General features: G+C 32.2%; 18 protein-coding genes. All 18 read right to left on the reverse strand.

Translation table 11 applies throughout. The features are described from left to right. Positions 1-164 precede the first annotated feature (164 nt). Positions 165-578 carry a Vir family protein gene (locus tag QWY78_RS12245; protein WP_290220233.1) on the reverse strand — a complete coding sequence of 138 codons (414 nt, stop codon included), beginning with the start codon at positions 576-578 and terminating at the stop codon, positions 165-167. Between the two features lie 15 nt (positions 579-593). Beyond that, the gene (gene traN / locus QWY78_RS12250; protein WP_290220235.1) at positions 594-1,463 is read right to left on the reverse strand and encodes a conjugative transposon protein TraN; all 870 of its coding nucleotides are present in this window, start codon (positions 1,461-1,463) and stop codon (positions 594-596) included. Beyond that, positions 1,453-2,673, reverse strand: coding sequence for a conjugative transposon protein TraM (gene traM, locus QWY78_RS12255; RefSeq protein WP_353960532.1), 1,221 nt, complete (start codon positions 2,671-2,673; stop codon positions 1,453-1,455). Before traM ends, traN begins: the two co-directional genes overlap by 11 nt. Then, positions 2,663-3,028, reverse strand: a complete 366-nt coding sequence (locus QWY78_RS12260) for a hypothetical protein (RefSeq protein WP_290220236.1) — start codon at positions 3,026-3,028, stop codon at positions 2,663-2,665. Before QWY78_RS12260 ends, traM begins: the two co-directional genes overlap by 11 nt. After that, the gene (gene traK, locus QWY78_RS12265) at positions 3,028-3,642 is read right to left on the reverse strand and encodes a conjugative transposon protein TraK (protein ID WP_290220238.1); all 615 of its coding nucleotides are present in this window, start codon (positions 3,640-3,642) and stop codon (positions 3,028-3,030) included. The genes QWY78_RS12260 and traK overlap by 1 nt, the downstream gene beginning before the upstream one ends. Positions 3,643-3,677: 35 nt before the next feature. Then, positions 3,678-4,913, reverse strand: coding sequence for a TraJ family protein (locus tag QWY78_RS12270; protein ID WP_290220240.1), 1,236 nt, complete (start codon positions 4,911-4,913; stop codon positions 3,678-3,680). 3 nt (positions 4,914-4,916) lie between these two features. Next, positions 4,917-5,738, reverse strand: a complete 822-nt coding sequence (locus tag QWY78_RS12275) for a hypothetical protein (RefSeq protein ID WP_290220242.1) — start codon at positions 5,736-5,738, stop codon at positions 4,917-4,919. A gap of 7 nt (positions 5,739-5,745) precedes the next feature. Continuing rightward, complete coding sequence (locus QWY78_RS12280) at positions 5,746-6,414, reverse strand: hypothetical protein (RefSeq protein ID WP_290220245.1); 669 nt, start codon at positions 6,412-6,414, stop codon at positions 5,746-5,748. Between the two features lie 10 nt (positions 6,415-6,424). Next, complete coding sequence (locus QWY78_RS12285; RefSeq protein WP_290220247.1) at positions 6,425-7,099, reverse strand: hypothetical protein; 675 nt, start codon at positions 7,097-7,099, stop codon at positions 6,425-6,427. A gap of 15 nt (positions 7,100-7,114) precedes the next feature. Further along, entirely contained in the window at positions 7,115-7,771 is a 657-nt protein-coding gene (locus QWY78_RS12290) for a hypothetical protein (RefSeq protein WP_290220248.1), read from the reverse strand. Next, the gene (locus QWY78_RS12295; RefSeq protein WP_290220250.1) at positions 7,758-10,823 is read right to left on the reverse strand and encodes a TraG family conjugative transposon ATPase; all 3,066 of its coding nucleotides are present in this window, start codon (positions 10,821-10,823) and stop codon (positions 7,758-7,760) included. The genes QWY78_RS12290 and QWY78_RS12295 overlap by 14 nt, the downstream gene beginning before the upstream one ends. Positions 10,824-10,921: 98 nt before the next feature. Continuing rightward, complete coding sequence (locus tag QWY78_RS12300) at positions 10,922-11,140, reverse strand: hypothetical protein (protein WP_353960533.1); 219 nt, start codon at positions 11,138-11,140, stop codon at positions 10,922-10,924. A 77-nt stretch (positions 11,141-11,217) separates the two neighbouring features. Next, the gene (locus tag QWY78_RS12305; RefSeq protein WP_290220255.1) at positions 11,218-11,511 is read right to left on the reverse strand and encodes a DUF4134 family protein; all 294 of its coding nucleotides are present in this window, start codon (positions 11,509-11,511) and stop codon (positions 11,218-11,220) included. A 60-nt stretch (positions 11,512-11,571) separates the two neighbouring features. Next, on the reverse strand, positions 11,572-12,090 hold the full coding sequence (locus QWY78_RS12310; RefSeq protein WP_290220257.1) for a hypothetical protein: 519 nt from the start codon (positions 12,088-12,090) through the stop codon (positions 11,572-11,574). A gap of 43 nt (positions 12,091-12,133) precedes the next feature. Then, complete coding sequence (locus QWY78_RS12315; RefSeq protein ID WP_290220259.1) at positions 12,134-12,784, reverse strand: ParA family protein; 651 nt, start codon at positions 12,782-12,784, stop codon at positions 12,134-12,136. A gap of 9 nt (positions 12,785-12,793) precedes the next feature. Beyond that, entirely contained in the window at positions 12,794-14,245 is a 1,452-nt protein-coding gene (locus tag QWY78_RS12320; RefSeq protein ID WP_353960534.1) for a relaxase/mobilization nuclease domain-containing protein, read from the reverse strand. An 8-nt stretch (positions 14,246-14,253) separates the two neighbouring features. Beyond that, positions 14,254-14,646, reverse strand: coding sequence for a hypothetical protein (locus QWY78_RS12325; protein WP_290220263.1), 393 nt, complete (start codon positions 14,644-14,646; stop codon positions 14,254-14,256). Then, the gene (locus QWY78_RS12330) at positions 14,647-15,888 is read right to left on the reverse strand and encodes a phage tail-like protein (protein WP_290220265.1); all 1,242 of its coding nucleotides are present in this window, start codon (positions 15,886-15,888) and stop codon (positions 14,647-14,649) included. Positions 15,889-16,013: the final 125 nt, after the last annotated feature.

The raw sequence follows: 16,013 nt of genomic DNA on the forward strand, positions 1-16,013 counted from the left end.
TTAAAAATAGTAAAAAAGTTATTTCCGAAAAATTTTTTTGAGCTTTAAGGGCTCAAAATTTTTCAGAATAACTTTTCAACTTACACAGTTAGTGGGACACTACCGAAAAAACTGTAAATCTTTATTTGGTTTTGTTGCTCTTGCATTTTTTAAATTTTTAAAAATCAAATACTTTTATATTTGCCTGATTCATCATAATATAAATCAATTATGGAATCGATTACTAAACAGTCAATATAAACACCACACTGCAAGTAGAAATTTCTTACACTTTTAATTATTTCTGAAAACTCTTGTCTTGTTAGATTTTCATAATATATTTTAAGGTATTTTAATTGTTTAATTTCTTCAATGTCTTTTACTTGCTTTGAGTTACCACCACAGATTGAAAATTCTTTAACATCCGACAAATTTCCAATCCTAAAGTATTCTTGTTCATAAAAAATATTTTCATGAGAACCTTCAATTTTTAACTTTTTATTATAAATCGAAAAAGTATTCAGGAAATAGCAATAAAATTTATATTTTAGTTCATCACCTTTTGCTCGTAATATGGTTTGTTTAAGTTCGTTTTTCATTTTATCAATCTTAAATTAAAAAGTATCTGCGTTTAAAATATCTGAATATTTGACTTTCATTTCTATGGCTCTTCCGGACAATTGCTCTTCTATCAATCTTATTTTCATCACTTTGCTATTCGGATAGGTGAATTTTTTGAAAACATAAATATTTCGGTAACTTTTCTTAAACTGTTTCTGGTTGTACAATTGATAAACTGGATGTAATGCAATGCTTTGATTATTCGTTGCCTTGTAAATCTTTTTATCTTCCACAGAAAATTTTAGTGCGTCGATATCATATCCTAAATTGGAAGAGTTTAGAAAAGTCATATCCAAAAAAATGTAATCGTTTACGACATACACATTGTTAATCTGCATGGTGAGTTTTAAACTTTTCACTTCTCTTATTGGATTTTTTATCTCCTTTTTACGCAAAATATCAAGCGAAAATTTTTGCAATTCTGTGTTGGAGAAAGACATTTTTGGATATTCCAAAGGTTGCATATCCTCCGGCTGAATTTGAATGTTTGTAACCGCTTCTTTTTTATAATTGAGATAACTCACTTTGTATTGTGCCATAAAAGACTGACATACAACAGTTATTACTCCCAAATCATTCATATTTATTTTAGTGCCGATTTTGGTAGAATCTGATACTGAATTTTCGGTTATTTTTATTCTCGCAATGTTTTCGGCAGGTAAATCTCCTGTCAAGTTATTGGTGGATAAATCCACAAATTGAATAGGTTCTGGAGAAACTATATGCAGACTTACGCCTTTGGAAATTTCTAAAATTTTTAAATCTTCAACCCGCTTTTCAATAGTTTCGGTTTGTGAAAAAATGAAAATGGAGCAGAAAAGTGAAAGGACACTCAAAATGTTTTTTGTTAGTTTATTTGTCATTTTTGTTTTTATTTAGTTCTTTATCGTTGATTAAATAGATGTAGGAATTGTATTTTAGTTTCGCTTTATTTTGCCGAATCATGTTGGAAATTGTTTTTGAAGTGGAACTGAACAAACTGGAAAATAAACTTGTGAAAAAACTTTCTCCACTGCTATCCATTTGAGTTCCTTGTACAGAATTGCTTCCCATTTCGCGCAACATTTCCCGAAAATCGCTTTGTGGGACGTACAAACCTTGCATTCCGTCCATATCGAAAACAGAAAGATTCACTGGTAAAATATTTCCATCTTTTAAAATTGAAATAACATTGAGATTCACCCTTTGCATTGCAAATCCTGAAATCTGACCATACAAAATAGTTCCTTTATTGATTTTATGCTTACCAACATTGATGTCTTCCAATAATCGAAAGCGGATTCTACTACCTAAATATCCTTTGTTATTTTCATCGATAACCGCTTTTATGAAATTGTCATTGTTGGTTTTTGCTATGAAATTGAAACTTGGATTGAGGGATGATTTATCCACTTTTAAAGTCGTATTCAAAAATGCTTCTAACTTTTCTTTATTCTTTTTCAACTTATTTTCAGAAGCAAGTGCTGCTTGATATTCTGGATCTTTCGCTTTTTCCAAGGAATCCATCATCAAAAATTGTTGTTTCAACATTTTTACTGGATCGGTTTCTTCTTGCTTTTTATTTGAACCAAATTGATTTTCTGATTTGGAATTATTGCTATTGGAATTTCCACCACCTTGAGTATTTAGCATTCGTATCATTTCGGCGGAACGTTGAAAATCTTTTTCATCAGAATTTCTTTGTGAACCTTGTTTGTAGTAAGAATCATTTGCTGGATTTTTTCCTAATCCATTATTCAATCCTCTCATTATTTTCAATGAATCGATGTAGCGTTTTTGTTTATCATCCAAATTGTCGGAATAATTTTGCAAACTGTCTTCATCGTTTTCAATTCCATCCAACATGGATCTACCGTCTCCTCTTTCAAATAAATCATCATAAGCTGCATTTTTCGACAGAATAGAATCTTGCGTTTCTCCCAAATTGAGTGATAAATCCTGCGATTTTTCTTCCGTTTTATTATCTTTATTCAGATATTTCGTTCCTTGAAATCCTAAAAAAAGTACGATTGGCAAGAGAATTAGGGGAAATATGTACTTGGGTTGTTTAAAGTTTAATTTTTTAATGTCCATTTTTTAAAGTTTGGTATTGATTGAACAAATATTCTATTCGCAGACTGTCGTTTTTTGTGAGCGGACCTTTTTCTCTTTTTGTTTTTAAAAGTTGCAGTTCTTTTACTACAGTCTCCATTTTCTTTTCAGTTTCATCCATTTTCGCTTTTACCTGATCACTTTCCGAATACATATTTGGAATATTATTTTTGGTAGAAATTTTTGGTGTGAAATAGAAATATTGAATGAAAATCAATCCAAATGATAGGGTTAATAGTAACATCACATATCCGTAAACCTTTTTGGGATGCTTTATCATCCATTCTTTTGATGAATAAAACTGTTCTTTCAGAAAATTGTATTTATTGATTAACATTAGTAATTCGATTTTGCTTTGTTAGAAATTTCGCTGTTATCTAAAATTCTCCAATTTCGAAGAAGTACACCGTGAGGATTATTTGGACTTCTGATCATATCCTCAAAATCTCCCTCAGTAATTAATTTTCTGATGATAAGTGAATTTTTTCGATTGATCATTTGCGTTCCGTAATAGATGAATTTTTTGTTGGGTAAATCCAATTTGATAGAATCATTTCGCACCGTTACCAAAGAGTTTCCTGAAATTATTTGATTGTAAAAACCTTTTTCTCTTAAATTGGTGTACTCCTTTTTTCCACTATCGTCAATCAAATACAGAGATTTTTCTACATTTTCCTTGATGTATCGATCATCTGGAGCAAGCGTAAAAAATAGGCGATGGAATAATTCAACTTGAGATTTGTATTCTACGGGTCGATTTAAAAGTTCATCGGTTTGTTTTACCAAAATCGGCACTCCATTATCAATGACATACAGTGATTTTCGAGAATCTTCAATTAATTTGTAAGCAAACACAAATCCCACAATCACAATAATTACAGCAAAAAGTATGGATGCTAACGAAATCGTTTTATTGATTTTAATTTTTTGTTCTATGTTTTTTACGAGCATTTTATTTTTTAAATATTAGAAGTTAGATTTGAGATTTATTTTTTATTCATTTTCGCTACTGAACTCGCAATATTTCTTGCCGCATTTGCAACAGCAGATGAACCGCCAGAAGCTGCAACAGCTGCAGTTTTCCCTGCTGCTTTTCCTGCACTTGCAACCGTTGCACCTGCTGCTTTTCCTTTGCTCATAATTCCTGCTCCACCTGCAGAAACAATTGAATCTGCAATAGATGGAACCATTAAAATTCCAATTCCTGTAACGATGTAAGCTACTGCTGGAAATAAAGCAGTGTACATCATGCCACTATTTTGAACATAAACCCGAAGTGTTTCCATATCTGCAACGCCACCTGAATCAATGATCAAAGCATATCTATCCAATTCCATTTGGTAACCAGACATAATTAATTGTTGACCGATATTAATTATGGTGTAAGTGATAAAAGTGTATAAATTGATATTGATAAATTTCGTCACCCAATTGCTAAATGAATTTTCAAATCCGGGTATTAGTGAAATTCCGACAGCAATCGGACCTAAAATAATTAAGATGTAACTCCAAATTTTCTGAATGAAAAATATGAGATAGGTGCAAACTCGAAGTATGGTTAAAGAAACTGCTTCGATGATTTCTGATAATGTTTTCTGAATTTTGAATTCCATTTTCATGTACCATTCTTTTGCAGGTGCTAATAATTTATCTACATCGATGTCATACCAACTGTCTTCAGCTTTATTTTCCAACTTATCCAAAGTTTCTTGTTTCGCTTCTTCTTCCGCTTGTTGCTTTATGAGAATTTCTAAAATTTGGTTTTGTTTTTTGAACCGCTCTACTCGTAAATCATTGGCATCCTGCTCAATTTCTTGAAAAAGTGCAATTCCTGGTTCTGCTAAAGATTGTAGCGGATATTGTATCATAGAGGTAAATGCTCCCCAATACATTAAAATAAATGCAATAATGGTTGGTCGAATCATTGGAGTAACTTCCCAAGGTCTTGCTCCTTCCTGCATCTGCCAACCTAAATATCCCATATAACATAGAGCACCGAAACCACCAATTGCCTGTCCCAACATTACTGCTCCCGCAGATTGTGCTGCCATTGTGGTGTCTAATGTTGTAAATGCTTCCATAAACCATTTTTCAAAAGCACCATCTCCTTTTAGAAATTGTAAAAGTTTATTATAACTATCTGCATTATTGGTTTGTCCAAAGACAATTACTGGGAGAAAAATTAAACACAAGCATATTGTGAATGTTAGATATTTATTCATCTTTTAAAATTTATTTTTATAAGCAATCATTACTTCATGAACGATGGTAACATCATTGGGTTCCCAATAGGGTTCTATATCTATTTTTGATTTTGAGAGTAGCTTTTTGTAATCCAGAAAAAGGGTGTTCTTTTGGTCAAATGCTCTAATTTGTTGATTAAATTTCCGCCAACCAATCAAAGTTTCGTGGTACATCAAAAATCTTTTTCCGCGAGGCATATCCAATGTTCGGGAGTTTTTGTATTTGTCTTTTAGTAAATCCAATTCTTTTTTTAAGTGAGCAATTCCACCATTAGCAAGCATATTTTGATAGGTTTTATCATCTTTCAATTGCCATTCAAAATAATTTTGAGGATTTTCTGAAAATAGATTTAAAGGTTTTAGCATTTTTTTATAATACAACAACCAAAGTGGGTCTGCTTCTACAGTTGCGGATGTCCAATGCGCTAGATCTTGAACATTTCTGGTGTGTAAAGAATCTACTTGTAACTTGATTTTCTCTGCTTCTGCTCGTTGAAATTCTAATTCTACCAATCTTTGAACTTCTAACCCTGTTGGTTTTAATGGACGAATATCGGCTCCATTTTTATAATCTTGATTTTTGCTCGGCGACAACCAACCCCAAACTGTAGCGTAAGCGAAATTGGTCTGGATTCCTAATGTGTATTTTGGATAGGGACGAAAGTCTCCCCAAGATTCAAACACCATTCTTTTTTGGTGTGCAACTATTGATGGATCATTCAATTTTTTGACTTGCCCAAAACTGAAGATTACACAAAAGATTGCAGGTAAAAGAAATATTATTTTGTAAAAATGTTTTTTCATGAGCCTATTAATTAAAAATGAATTGGTAATTCTGCATAATGTTTTTTACAATTGCTCTATCTAAATTGACGTAAGTATTGATGGTCGGAATCTGATAGATGTAGGGAATTTTTCTTGCGTTTTTCAGTCTAATTCGGATGCAAACCAAATAACCATTGATCATATTTGCTCTGGTAGATAGTTTTTGAATCACCGCTTGTCTGTCAAATGGATCCATTAAAAAATCTGCATCTTCACGTAAAATATCATTAACCAATTCCGTTTGCATTTTGATAAGTTCTTGTGTTGCTGCGATGTAATATCTGTTCAAAAGAATAGCATATTGAGGATTCTGTGCTGTGAGAGAAAGTACTTCATTGGCGTTTTGTCCAATTTGAACAAAAGTGTTTGAGAGGTAATACAACTGTTTTCCCTGTTTGATGGCTGCATTTACATTGGTCAATTTTTCATAGATGAATTTTTGAATTGCCACAACTTGAGCGATTTTTTGATTGACATCTTCATATAATTTCTTCTGTTTTTCGTAAGAATTTAAAAAGGATTCATTACTCGCCAATCTTACCGCTTGATTTTTGGTTATTTGAGCCAATAATTGATCGTTTAATACCACAGTTTGTCCTTTTACAGAGAGCATTCCTGCAAAAATTGATATTAAAATAATGGTCATCATTCTCATTTGGTTTGTTTTAAAACTGACTTAAAATCTGATTTACTATCTGCTTATCTTTATTGATGTAATTGAGTACCACAAACTTTGTCCATTCTACTTTTCTCTTTATATCACGTACTTTCATCAACATAAAAAGGGAATCTCTCCTCAAATTGCTAACTTCTCCTAAAGCATACTCCAAAAGAATTTTTCTTTCTGCTTTTTCCATTTGATTAATTGCTCCGTATGAAATCACAATTCCGGTTAAAAGTTGTACTACCATTTTCATATCTTCTACAAACTTGATTTGTGAGGGAAGTACAACTACTAATGAATAGGGTGCAGTTTGGATTTCATCAATTATTTTTGATTGAATATCTGCGATCTTTTGACTTTCTAAAAAAATAGCGTAACCTGTTGGAATTGCCTGCATTGCAAAATCCACAATTCTTAATCTATCCTGAATTTTGGTAGTGGTTTCTTTAAATTTCTCCCACTGCTTTTTGTTGACTACTTCTGTTGCAAGATTTTGATCTTGCCAATTCTTCATACTTTTCTGCCTTTCATTTTCTTCCATGGTATTCCGAATCTCCTGATTCATCATCGGAAAGGAAACGTTTTCCTTTTCCCAAGGTGGAGTTGCACTACCACCAGAAGAAGTAATCACAAAATAAACTGCAAGGAAAAAAATTGATAAAAACAGTTTTCTCATTTGAACATTTTTAGTCTAAAATCTATTTTTATAAGTCCACATGATATTTTCTACAATGCTCATATCCGTATTGATGTATCCTTGAAAAGGATTGATAGATTGAAACCAACCTAGTCTAATTGCTCTTTCAATGTTTAATTTTGTAGCGAGTAACCAAATTTTTAGCATCGTCACATTCTGCGAAACTGAAAACAAAAGTTTGTAGCGATCTCCTGCAGTTGCAAGGTTTAATTCTCCTGGTTTCAATAAATCTGTAACATCGGTTGTTAATTTTATCACTTGTTCATAGGCTTTTTGCGTTGCTTTTACTCCGAAAACAGAATATTGTGGTTTGTTGCTTGTCAACGTCAAAATATCACTGGAATATTGAAGACAACGGTCTAATTCGCTGTAAATAGTAACTACTTGAACTCCATTTTTTAACGTTCCAGAAACTTCATTCAAACCTTTCAGTACTTTATTTTGAATGTCATTGGCAACAGTCATTTGTGTTGCAACCCATGTTTGGGCTTGTTGAAGTTTCGTTTGTTGCTCAATGGTTTTTTCCTGTTGATTTTCCAGATTATCGGAATATAATTTCAAAGCCAATGTTGTGGTCACATCGATGTAGGTATTTTGCGCAAAAGCAAAACTTCCTGCAAGAATCATCAGTGAAATGCTAAACTTTTTCATATTTAAAATTTTTGGAATTAATTATTTCTTTCAATGTTAATCCACGATTCAAGATCTTATGACCAATAATTTTTAAAACATTCTGATCTGGATTTTTGTTTCTAATTTTCTGATAATAATGAATAACATCTTCGTCCAGAGGTTGCTTGTAGAGATTGACCAAACCAACCATGTTTTCCATTTTATCATCCAGATTTTGGAAATCTTTGATGAACAATTGCAATGCTTCATCATAATTATCCAACTCATGAACATAATATTCGATTGCAATTTTTTCAGGTTTTTCAGTGGTGTAGGTTAAGTATTGCTCCAATGAAACTTCATTTCCATACACTTCTCCTTTTGCACCACGTTTCAGATAAAATTCTTTAAAACGACTTCTACCAAATTTGTTATTCAAATTATTGATGGTGAAAATCTTATTTTGCTCTACTTTATTCAGTGATAGTAATGAAGCAATTTTGTCGAAATTATCTTTGAATTTAGTTTGATCCAGAAGTATAAATGTGTCAGAATTATTAATGATAGAATCTTTGACAACTGTGTTTCCAATAATATCATCCAACTCTTGGGTTACTACAACGGCTTCTCCCCAAAATTTTCTTACGGTTTTGTACAGATATAAAATGTATCCACCCATGAGTTTTGAAGCAATTGCTTTCCACGCTTCTTCTATGATTAACGCCTTTCTTCGGTCTTTTCTCAATCGCATTTTTTGAATGAATGTGTCCATTATGATGAGCGTGACGATTGGAAATAATTTTGGATTATCCTTTACATTATCAATCTCAAAAACGATAAATGGCTCATCAAACAAAGTATTGTCTGCATTTTCATTTATGGTTGTCCCATATCTTCCGCCTTTGTAAAAATCTTTTAGAACGAATAAAAAAGTCCGAAGTTTAAATTCACTTTCATCTATTTTATGCTTTTTATTATTGAGATAAATCGGCAAAAATTGGTCGCAATAATCATAGAAACTATTAAAAGATAATTCTGGTACTGCCAATTTTTCTTCAAGTTCCACAATCCTTTTTATCAAGGCACCTTTTATCGCTTCTTCATATTCTTCTGATCCAACCGGTCTTTTGATTATAGATTTTGCTTTCGTGACTATGAGTTGCGTTTCATCGTAAACTTTTCTTCGCTCTTCATCATTCAATGTTTCATACGCCTCAAAAACTTTGTAGAATTTTGTAGCATCATAATCAGGATTATTAGAATTCTTGTCTGGATGATACAATTGAATTAATTTCCTTCCCTTCTCTCGAACTTCTTTTGAACTTACATCAAACGTAAGTTCCAGAATGTCGTAATAGGTTTGATTCTCTTTAATCTTATTTTCATATTCCGCTTGAATATCTTCTTCGTGAATATTGTATTTTCTTAAATACTGAAACAGTTCTTCAGTACTTTTGTCTTGATACCAATCACTTCCTCCATTGAAAAATTGATGATAGTAAGACATCAAAACATTATCTAAAATGGATTTTTGAGTTGAACTCATCGCTGCATCTGCTCCCTGCCAAATCAAAAAAATTAGATTGGTTAGAAATTCTATTTTTTCAATGTTGAATTCTTCTTTATCCATTAAAAAAGGATTCATCGTAATCGGCTTTTCTTCAGTGTATTGAATGTATCTCCCACCTTTATACGCGCACAATCCAGAATAGGAATCTCCTGTATCTACAATGATTACATCATAATTATAAGTCAGATATTGCTCCACAATATTGTTCATTAAAAAAGATTTCCCAGATCCTGATGGACCAAGAACGAATTTATTTCGATTATTAATTCTTCCTGTTTTCATAGGTAGATCTGATGGATCAATTTTTAAGGGAACGCCTTGTCTATCGGTAAATCGTAAGTAAAAATTAGATTCTTCGTTCACGGGGTAACTTTCTTTAAAAAAAAAACACAAGGCAGCTTCGCTTGTCGTTGTAAATAGATCATAAGATTTCAGTTCCACGGCATTTCCGGGAAGACAACAGCGGAATAATTCTAATTGATTGTAGGAATTTTGCGAAACGATAATTCCTTTCATAAAGAGTTTATTTTCAATCAAAGATTGTGTTTCTTCCATTTTTTCCAGAGATCCTGTGGAATAGGAAATGGAAAAGTGAGCATCTACAATGAGTTGTCCGTCCATCGCAATATTATGAAGCAGTTCATCTATTTCCTCTGCAACTATTGCATTTGACGGAGAATTATTTGCCACTCCTTCGTGTTTTTTCTTCTTTTTTTCTAATTCTCTCTGTTTTGAAGATTGGTGGGGAATGGAAATAATTTGATTGTAAACGATTGTATGATAATCTTCCAATTCATTGATGAATGAAAAATTATCCACCGCAGTTTCGGAAGCCGAACCATTTCCGCCTAAATAAGAATAGGTCTCAATTTCAGAGGGCAATTCAATTTTTTCAACATCAACAAAACTGATGGTTTTTACAAATTTGTTTCCAATAATCAAATGTTCATGCGTGGCTTTGATATTATCAAAAGAAGGGATTTCTGAAAAATTCATCGATAAAATTCCACTGATGTAATGCTCAAAATCTTTTTCTCGTAAAAATTCTGGTTCACATTCATTTTGAGCGAGAAGCATAGATATTTTCAGACATTTATCTCTCAATTTTTTATACTCTTTTTCGGAAAAAGCGTATTTGTTTTTATTGGTATTTTGATCTACAATATCGGTGAATAAGAGAATGGTATCAATCGTTTTGAACATTCTACCATCAAAATGTTCTGAATATTTTTGTTGCAAAAATTCGTTTGAATTTTCTGCGGAATATTTTTTTCTACTGAAAATATCAATCTTTTGGACGATATGATTTTCTCCAATAATTGCTACAACCTGGTTTAAAATTGTATGAAAATGCAAGTAAGCATCTGGATCCGCAGAATATTGTTCTACATTATTTTTAATTTTTATTCCGATAATGGGATTGCCAAACTGCCCGATCAAAACATCAAAATTCCATTTGTTGTCTTTTCCGTAATCATAACCGATAAAAGGAAGTTCGAATGTTTTTTTCTTTAGTTTCATTTGTAGATACTTATTGTTTTTAAAGGTCAAATGTTATCGCCTTAATCTTCATCGGACTTGTTTGCATATCTGCCAATGGCAATTTCATTTGTAAATATTTACTTTTTAGGTAAAAGTTTTGCGTTCCTGAATTTTGTTGGGATAATGTGCAACTCGTCTTCATTTTTTGTTTTGTTGTACAAACCTTTGGAATCTTGGGTTTTATAACTGAAAAAAACTCCTGCTCCACCAATTGCACCACCGATTATCGTCCCGAAAAATCCTATAATTGATGAAAGAATGGCGACCAATACCAAACCGCCAACTGCGGATCCCATCGCGTAATAGATGTATTTATCTTTCAGTCCGAAAAATATAAGGGGTTTTTTGAGCCCCTTATATAAAAAGTAGCCCATTAGAATATTGCAGCGATGAAGGTTGGAACCAACAACAGGAAAATACAAGCACCTCCCCAACCAACAATTTCTTTGTTGATGTCTTGGTCACCATTTGTCCATTTGTTGTAAATTCGGATTCCTCCAACTGTTCCTACAATTGCTCCAATTGCATAAATGAGCAGTCCCAAATCAGTGATATATCCTGAAATTGTGGTTGCTGCTGCTCCTAATGCGGCACTTCCTCCGGATTGTGCAAAAGCCATACTTATAGAAAAAAGTACTGCAAATGCTGTTAAAGATTTTTTCATCATTCTGTGTTTTTTTGAAATTTGATTCATTGTGTTTAAGTTATTTTAAAGATTAAATTATTTTTATGACGCATTGTAAACTTTGTGACCATTTATATTTGAAACCATTTGAACGGCAGTTTCAGCGAGATTGAGAAAATCGAAAAATCGTTCTCTGATTGCTTTTTTTGCTATATCTTGATCTTCCTTTGAACTTTCATCTTCTTCATTGTCGGATGTTTCAGACTGACTTTCCTCTTCTGCATTATTTTGATTAAATGCTGTAGGATCAAAAGAATCAATATCTTGCTCGGATTCAAATCTTTCTCGTAAAGCATTGATATCTTGTCTTTCTTTTGAAGGTTCTTCGTTTATAGGAAATTCTCTTTTGTTGAATGATTTTGGGGTGTTTAAATTTTCAACATCTTCAATTCCAACCGTGGTCACATCGCTTCGGTTCTGTTCTTCATAATCCGTGAGCGAAAAAACATCACTTTCTTCTGTAATAATGGAATTACCTTTTTTGATAAATAAATCGTAAACGATATTTCCTGTGTAATAAATCACATATAGTACAAGAAGAATGATTAAAAATTTTGCCATAAATATTGTTTTTTCTATTGATAGAATTGGATAAATTATCGGGTTATAAACTAATTGCCGAAGTTTCATTGATGTAAGTTATTAGTTCATTAAAAGAATTTTTCACTGCATTTTTTTGCCAATAAGAAAGTCCTCTGGTATGAATTGTTTGCAAAATATTTCTTTTGTACACTGGATTTTCTAATAAATTTCCATACTTGCTTAATTCTGCATCCATTCCTTCTTGATTCAAATATTTGTAACTCATATCATATTTTGAGCGAATGAAAATTCTATTTGCCTGACTTTCTAGCAATCCCAAAAAGTTCACAAACACTAAAGTTGATTTTGCAGATACATCTGAATATTCAAATGGAATGATGATGAAATCACTGTAAATCAATAAGTCGCTGTATTTTACATCAAGCGTTCCGGCTAAATCAAACAAATAAATTTCTTCACTTTTCTTCAACTCAAGAATAGTTTCAAAATCTGAAAACGGTTGTTCTTCTTCTTGTCCAATGATTTCTACATCGTACAATTTTGGCAAATCCAATAATTCATCTTCTTTCCATTTTTGATAAAATGACCTTTGATAATCAAAATCAAAGACATTAATATTTCTATCTGAAATTTTCGAAATGTAATTGGCAAAGGCAATAGCAAGTGTTGTTTTCCCTGTTCCACCTTTTTGAGTTGCAAACGTGATGATCATTTTCTTTCTTTATTTCCGTTTTTTCTTTCTTCGTTTCAGTTCGTTTTCCGCAGGATCTTTTGCAGTTCCAGAAGATTTCATTAATTCAAATATCAATTCATCTACTGCTTCCAAAATCTCACTGTTTCCATTTCCTTTTTTCAGCAAATCCGCATATTTATGAGTTTCTTTTTCACCGATTAAAGTTGATAATTCACCAATAAAATGTTGTTGCTCATGTACTGCATAAAATTTCCCGTCTTCATTTTTTATAATCGAAATACTCTCTTTTCTTTCGTCTGCTCCTTTTGTATTTTTTACAAAATCTCTGACCTCACTTTGAATAATTCTATACGTTTCCAAATCTTTCCTATTCCTGTTTTCAAAAAGCATAAAGTCAGACAGTTTTTCATTCAATGTCTTTGAATTTAATAAATTGAGCAAACCTGTTTTCGCTTCCTGATTATGTATGTTATAATCTTTCAATACCTCAAAAAGTTTTTTATCAATCGTTTCAGTAGTAAATTCAAATAAATGATTCATTGCTAAAATTTCACTGCCTTTATAAACCTTTCCACTTTTATGATCTATCAAAGTATATCCAAATGGTTGATGATGATCTTTGTGATGAAAAACAATATCAATCCCAAATTGCTTTCTCATCGTGTTTTGCAGTTCGCTATCAAATTCAATTTTCTTTTTTAAATCTTGGAAATTATTTGCTCTTTCTTCTCCAAATACTGATTTCGATTTTCTCGCATCTTCTACTTTAAAAACTTTGTTGGAATGCAGCTCTTTGTATTTTATTAAAATGGCTTTGATCTGGTTTTTTCTGCTATCATTCTTTATTTTTTCAAATTTTAGATTATTGCCATTTATCGTTTTTTGCTTAACTCCGTTTTTTAAAATGTCAAAATCATTTTCACCGTTCTTAATTTCAATCAGCACAAAACCGCTTCTTTCCAATAAAATTTCCAATTGAGAAAATGTGCTTACTTTATAATTCAATATTTTTTCAAGTTCTTCATCTGGTTTCAGATTGTAAATTTTCTCTAATGCTTTATTTAATGCTTCCTGCGATTTGAGTTTTTCAAAACTGTCATTTATCTTTTTCCTTGTCGATTTATCAACTCTTGTGCTTACAATGTGGACGTGGTTATTATCTGTATCCGCATGAAAGACCACTATAAATGGCTGTTTTCCATAACCCATTTCATTCATGAAATTATCTGCAATTTTTGTTAATTCTTCTTTGCTGTGTTCTCGAAATTTCGTCGAAATCATTGCGTGAAATTGTGGTTTTAAAACCTTTTTATTTCCGATTGATATTGCACGGAGATAATTTCTCACTTGATGTTTATTGCTATCTTTATCAATAAAAGAGGGAAAATTTTTCATTAATGTTAATTCGCCTTTCTCTTTTTTAATTTTCTTATCGTTGTAATTTACTGCTGGAAAACTGTTTCCTGCCGGTTTCATCATTTTGACAATCATTTTGCAAGCATTGAATAAATCTTTCCAAAAATTTTATTTTGTTCCTTCTTCAACTGAACTATTTCTGCTAATTTTTCTGAAAATTTTCCGAGTTCAATTTCACTGATGAACTTTTGACCGTTTGCAATTCTTGCAACTTGGTTGATGTTGGTTTCTATTTTCACAAATAGATTATCCTGTTTTTCAATGAACGCCAGGATTTCTTTTCTCTCTTGATCTAAAATTCTGTTTTCTACGGAATCAATAATTAAACTGGTTAATGTGGTTTGCTTTTCAACGCAGATTTTTTTCCAATTGCTTTTCTTTTCTTTTGAAATTCGGAATTTAATGGCTTCTGCTTTCTCCTTTATTTTATCTAAATTCTTGATGATTTCTTTAAACTTTTTCAATTAATATAAAACCCATTGCATCACACCATCAACTGATTTTAATATGAAAGTACCAGTTTGAGGTGGTTGCGGAACAGAAATAATAGCTGGTAAAGATTGAGTTGCGATTTCGCCATCAGAAGGATTATAAACCAACATTTTGGTATAAGAAGTTGTAGCGTTGCTAATGTAGTTTGGGTTGATTTGAAATCTCCCATTAAACTTTACCCAACGTTGTGCAAAATCTCCGATAATCAATCCATTAGTCCATGATGCACTTAGATCTACCATGTTTTCTGTACCAATATTTGGCTGCGGAATAAGATTGGCGTTTCCATGAATTACCAATCTGTTACTTACATTTTCTACAACATCTACCGTATTGCTATGTCCTGCTCCAGTTCCTATAAAAACATTATTTTCTCCTTTGACGTAAGCTCCACTTTGCGCTCCAAGCATCACATTTTTATTTTCCGTAGTAATGAAAGCTCCTGAATTTTGACCAACAACGGTATTGTAAGAACCAATTGTTAATTCCTTCAATGTAGATTGACCTACTGCTACATTTTTGTAACCAGAAGTAATTGATGAGAAAGTAGAATTTCCTACCGCGACATTTACATTTCCAGTTGTTTCTTTATTTGGATTTAGAAAATCATATCCTGAAGCAAATCCTACGAAAGTATTATACTCACCAATTGTCAAACCTTTCAGACTAAAACTGCCAATTGCGGTATTTGATTTTCCAGAAGTTAAATTTTGAAGTGCTCCATAACCTTGAGACAAATTGTATGTTCCGGTATGGTTTGGATTCATATTTCCGAAAAAAATGGAATAGGTATTCTTGTCCATTCCTACTGCTCCATCTCGCAATGGATTTGCAGTGCTTCCGATAAATGAAATATATTCAGGAGAATAATTGCCTCTTCCTACAACATCTTCAAGAGTATCGTCTTCAAATGGTTTCCAAACATTTCCATCAAAATAATAAAGTCCTGTTTCCAAAACATGGATCACCTGACCTGCAATATTACTGGGTACTGTGGTAACAAATACGATTGTTCCCTTTTTTGAAGAAGTATAAAATTTTGCTGCTAATTGATCGCCTGTAATTCTTGGTGGAATGATGCCGTCGTAATGATTGGTGTCATTTGGTTTACCAACAACGTCCAGCGTTGTCTCGGGAGTTTCTGTATTTATTCCGACTTGTGCATTAAGCGATAGTGTTGCAAAAAGAAATAGTATGTAAAGTAGTCTTGCCATAAAATTGTGTAATTATTTCGGGACAAAATTGAGAATACAAATGCTTCAAAACAATAGCCAGCAAAGGGTTTGGGCTATAAACTATGCGTCTGGATGGTAAATGAATAAAAAAAGTGTGAAAAAGA

The organism is Kaistella yonginensis, from assembly GCF_030409525.1.
GTDB classification, from domain to species: Bacteria; Bacteroidota; Bacteroidia; order Flavobacteriales; family Weeksellaceae; genus Kaistella; species Kaistella yonginensis.

Bases quoted from the DNA above. Each gene is read 5' to 3' on its own strand.
- QWY78_RS12290 (WP_290220248.1), bottom strand. From the start codon at position 7,771: ATGAAAAAGTTTAGCATTTCACTGATGATTCTTGCAGGAAGTTTTGCT.
- QWY78_RS12315 (WP_290220259.1), bottom strand. From the start codon at position 12,784: ATGATCATCACGTTTGCAACTCAAAAAGGTGGAACAGGGAAAACAACA.
- traK (WP_290220238.1), bottom strand. From the start codon at position 3,642: ATGCTCGTAAAAAACATAGAACAAAAAATTAAAATCAATAAAACGATT.
- QWY78_RS12245 (WP_290220233.1), bottom strand. From the start codon at position 578: ATGAAAAACGAACTTAAACAAACCATATTACGAGCAAAAGGTGATGAA.
- QWY78_RS12285 (WP_290220247.1), bottom strand. From the start codon at position 7,099: ATGAGAAAACTGTTTTTATCAATTTTTTTCCTTGCAGTTTATTTTGTG.
- QWY78_RS12300 (WP_353960533.1), bottom strand. From the start codon at position 11,140: ATGGGATCCGCAGTTGGCGGTTTGGTATTGGTCGCCATTCTTTCATCA.
- QWY78_RS12275 (WP_290220242.1), bottom strand. From the start codon at position 5,738: ATGAAAAAACATTTTTACAAAATAATATTTCTTTTACCTGCAATCTTT.
- QWY78_RS12320 (WP_353960534.1), bottom strand. From the start codon at position 14,245: ATGATGAAACCGGCAGGAAACAGTTTTCCAGCAGTAAATTACAACGAT.
- traN (WP_290220235.1), bottom strand. From the start codon at position 1,463: ATGACAAATAAACTAACAAAAAACATTTTGAGTGTCCTTTCACTTTTC.
- traM (WP_353960532.1), bottom strand. From the start codon at position 2,673: ATGGACATTAAAAAATTAAACTTTAAACAACCCAAGTACATATTTCCC.
- QWY78_RS12270 (WP_290220240.1), bottom strand. From the start codon at position 4,913: ATGAATAAATATCTAACATTCACAATATGCTTGTGTTTAATTTTTCTC.
- QWY78_RS12260 (WP_290220236.1), bottom strand. From the start codon at position 3,028: ATGTTAATCAATAAATACAATTTTCTGAAAGAACAGTTTTATTCATCA.
- QWY78_RS12280 (WP_290220245.1), bottom strand. From the start codon at position 6,414: ATGAGAATGATGACCATTATTTTAATATCAATTTTTGCAGGAATGCTC.
- QWY78_RS12330 (WP_290220265.1), bottom strand. From the start codon at position 15,888: ATGGCAAGACTACTTTACATACTATTTCTTTTTGCAACACTATCGCTT.
- QWY78_RS12310 (WP_290220257.1), bottom strand. From the start codon at position 12,090: ATGGCAAAATTTTTAATCATTCTTCTTGTACTATATGTGATTTATTAC.
- QWY78_RS12295 (WP_290220250.1), bottom strand. From the start codon at position 10,823: ATGAAACTAAAGAAAAAAACATTCGAACTTCCTTTTATCGGTTATGAT.
- QWY78_RS12305 (WP_290220255.1), bottom strand. From the start codon at position 11,511: ATGATGAAAAAATCTTTAACAGCATTTGCAGTACTTTTTTCTATAAGT.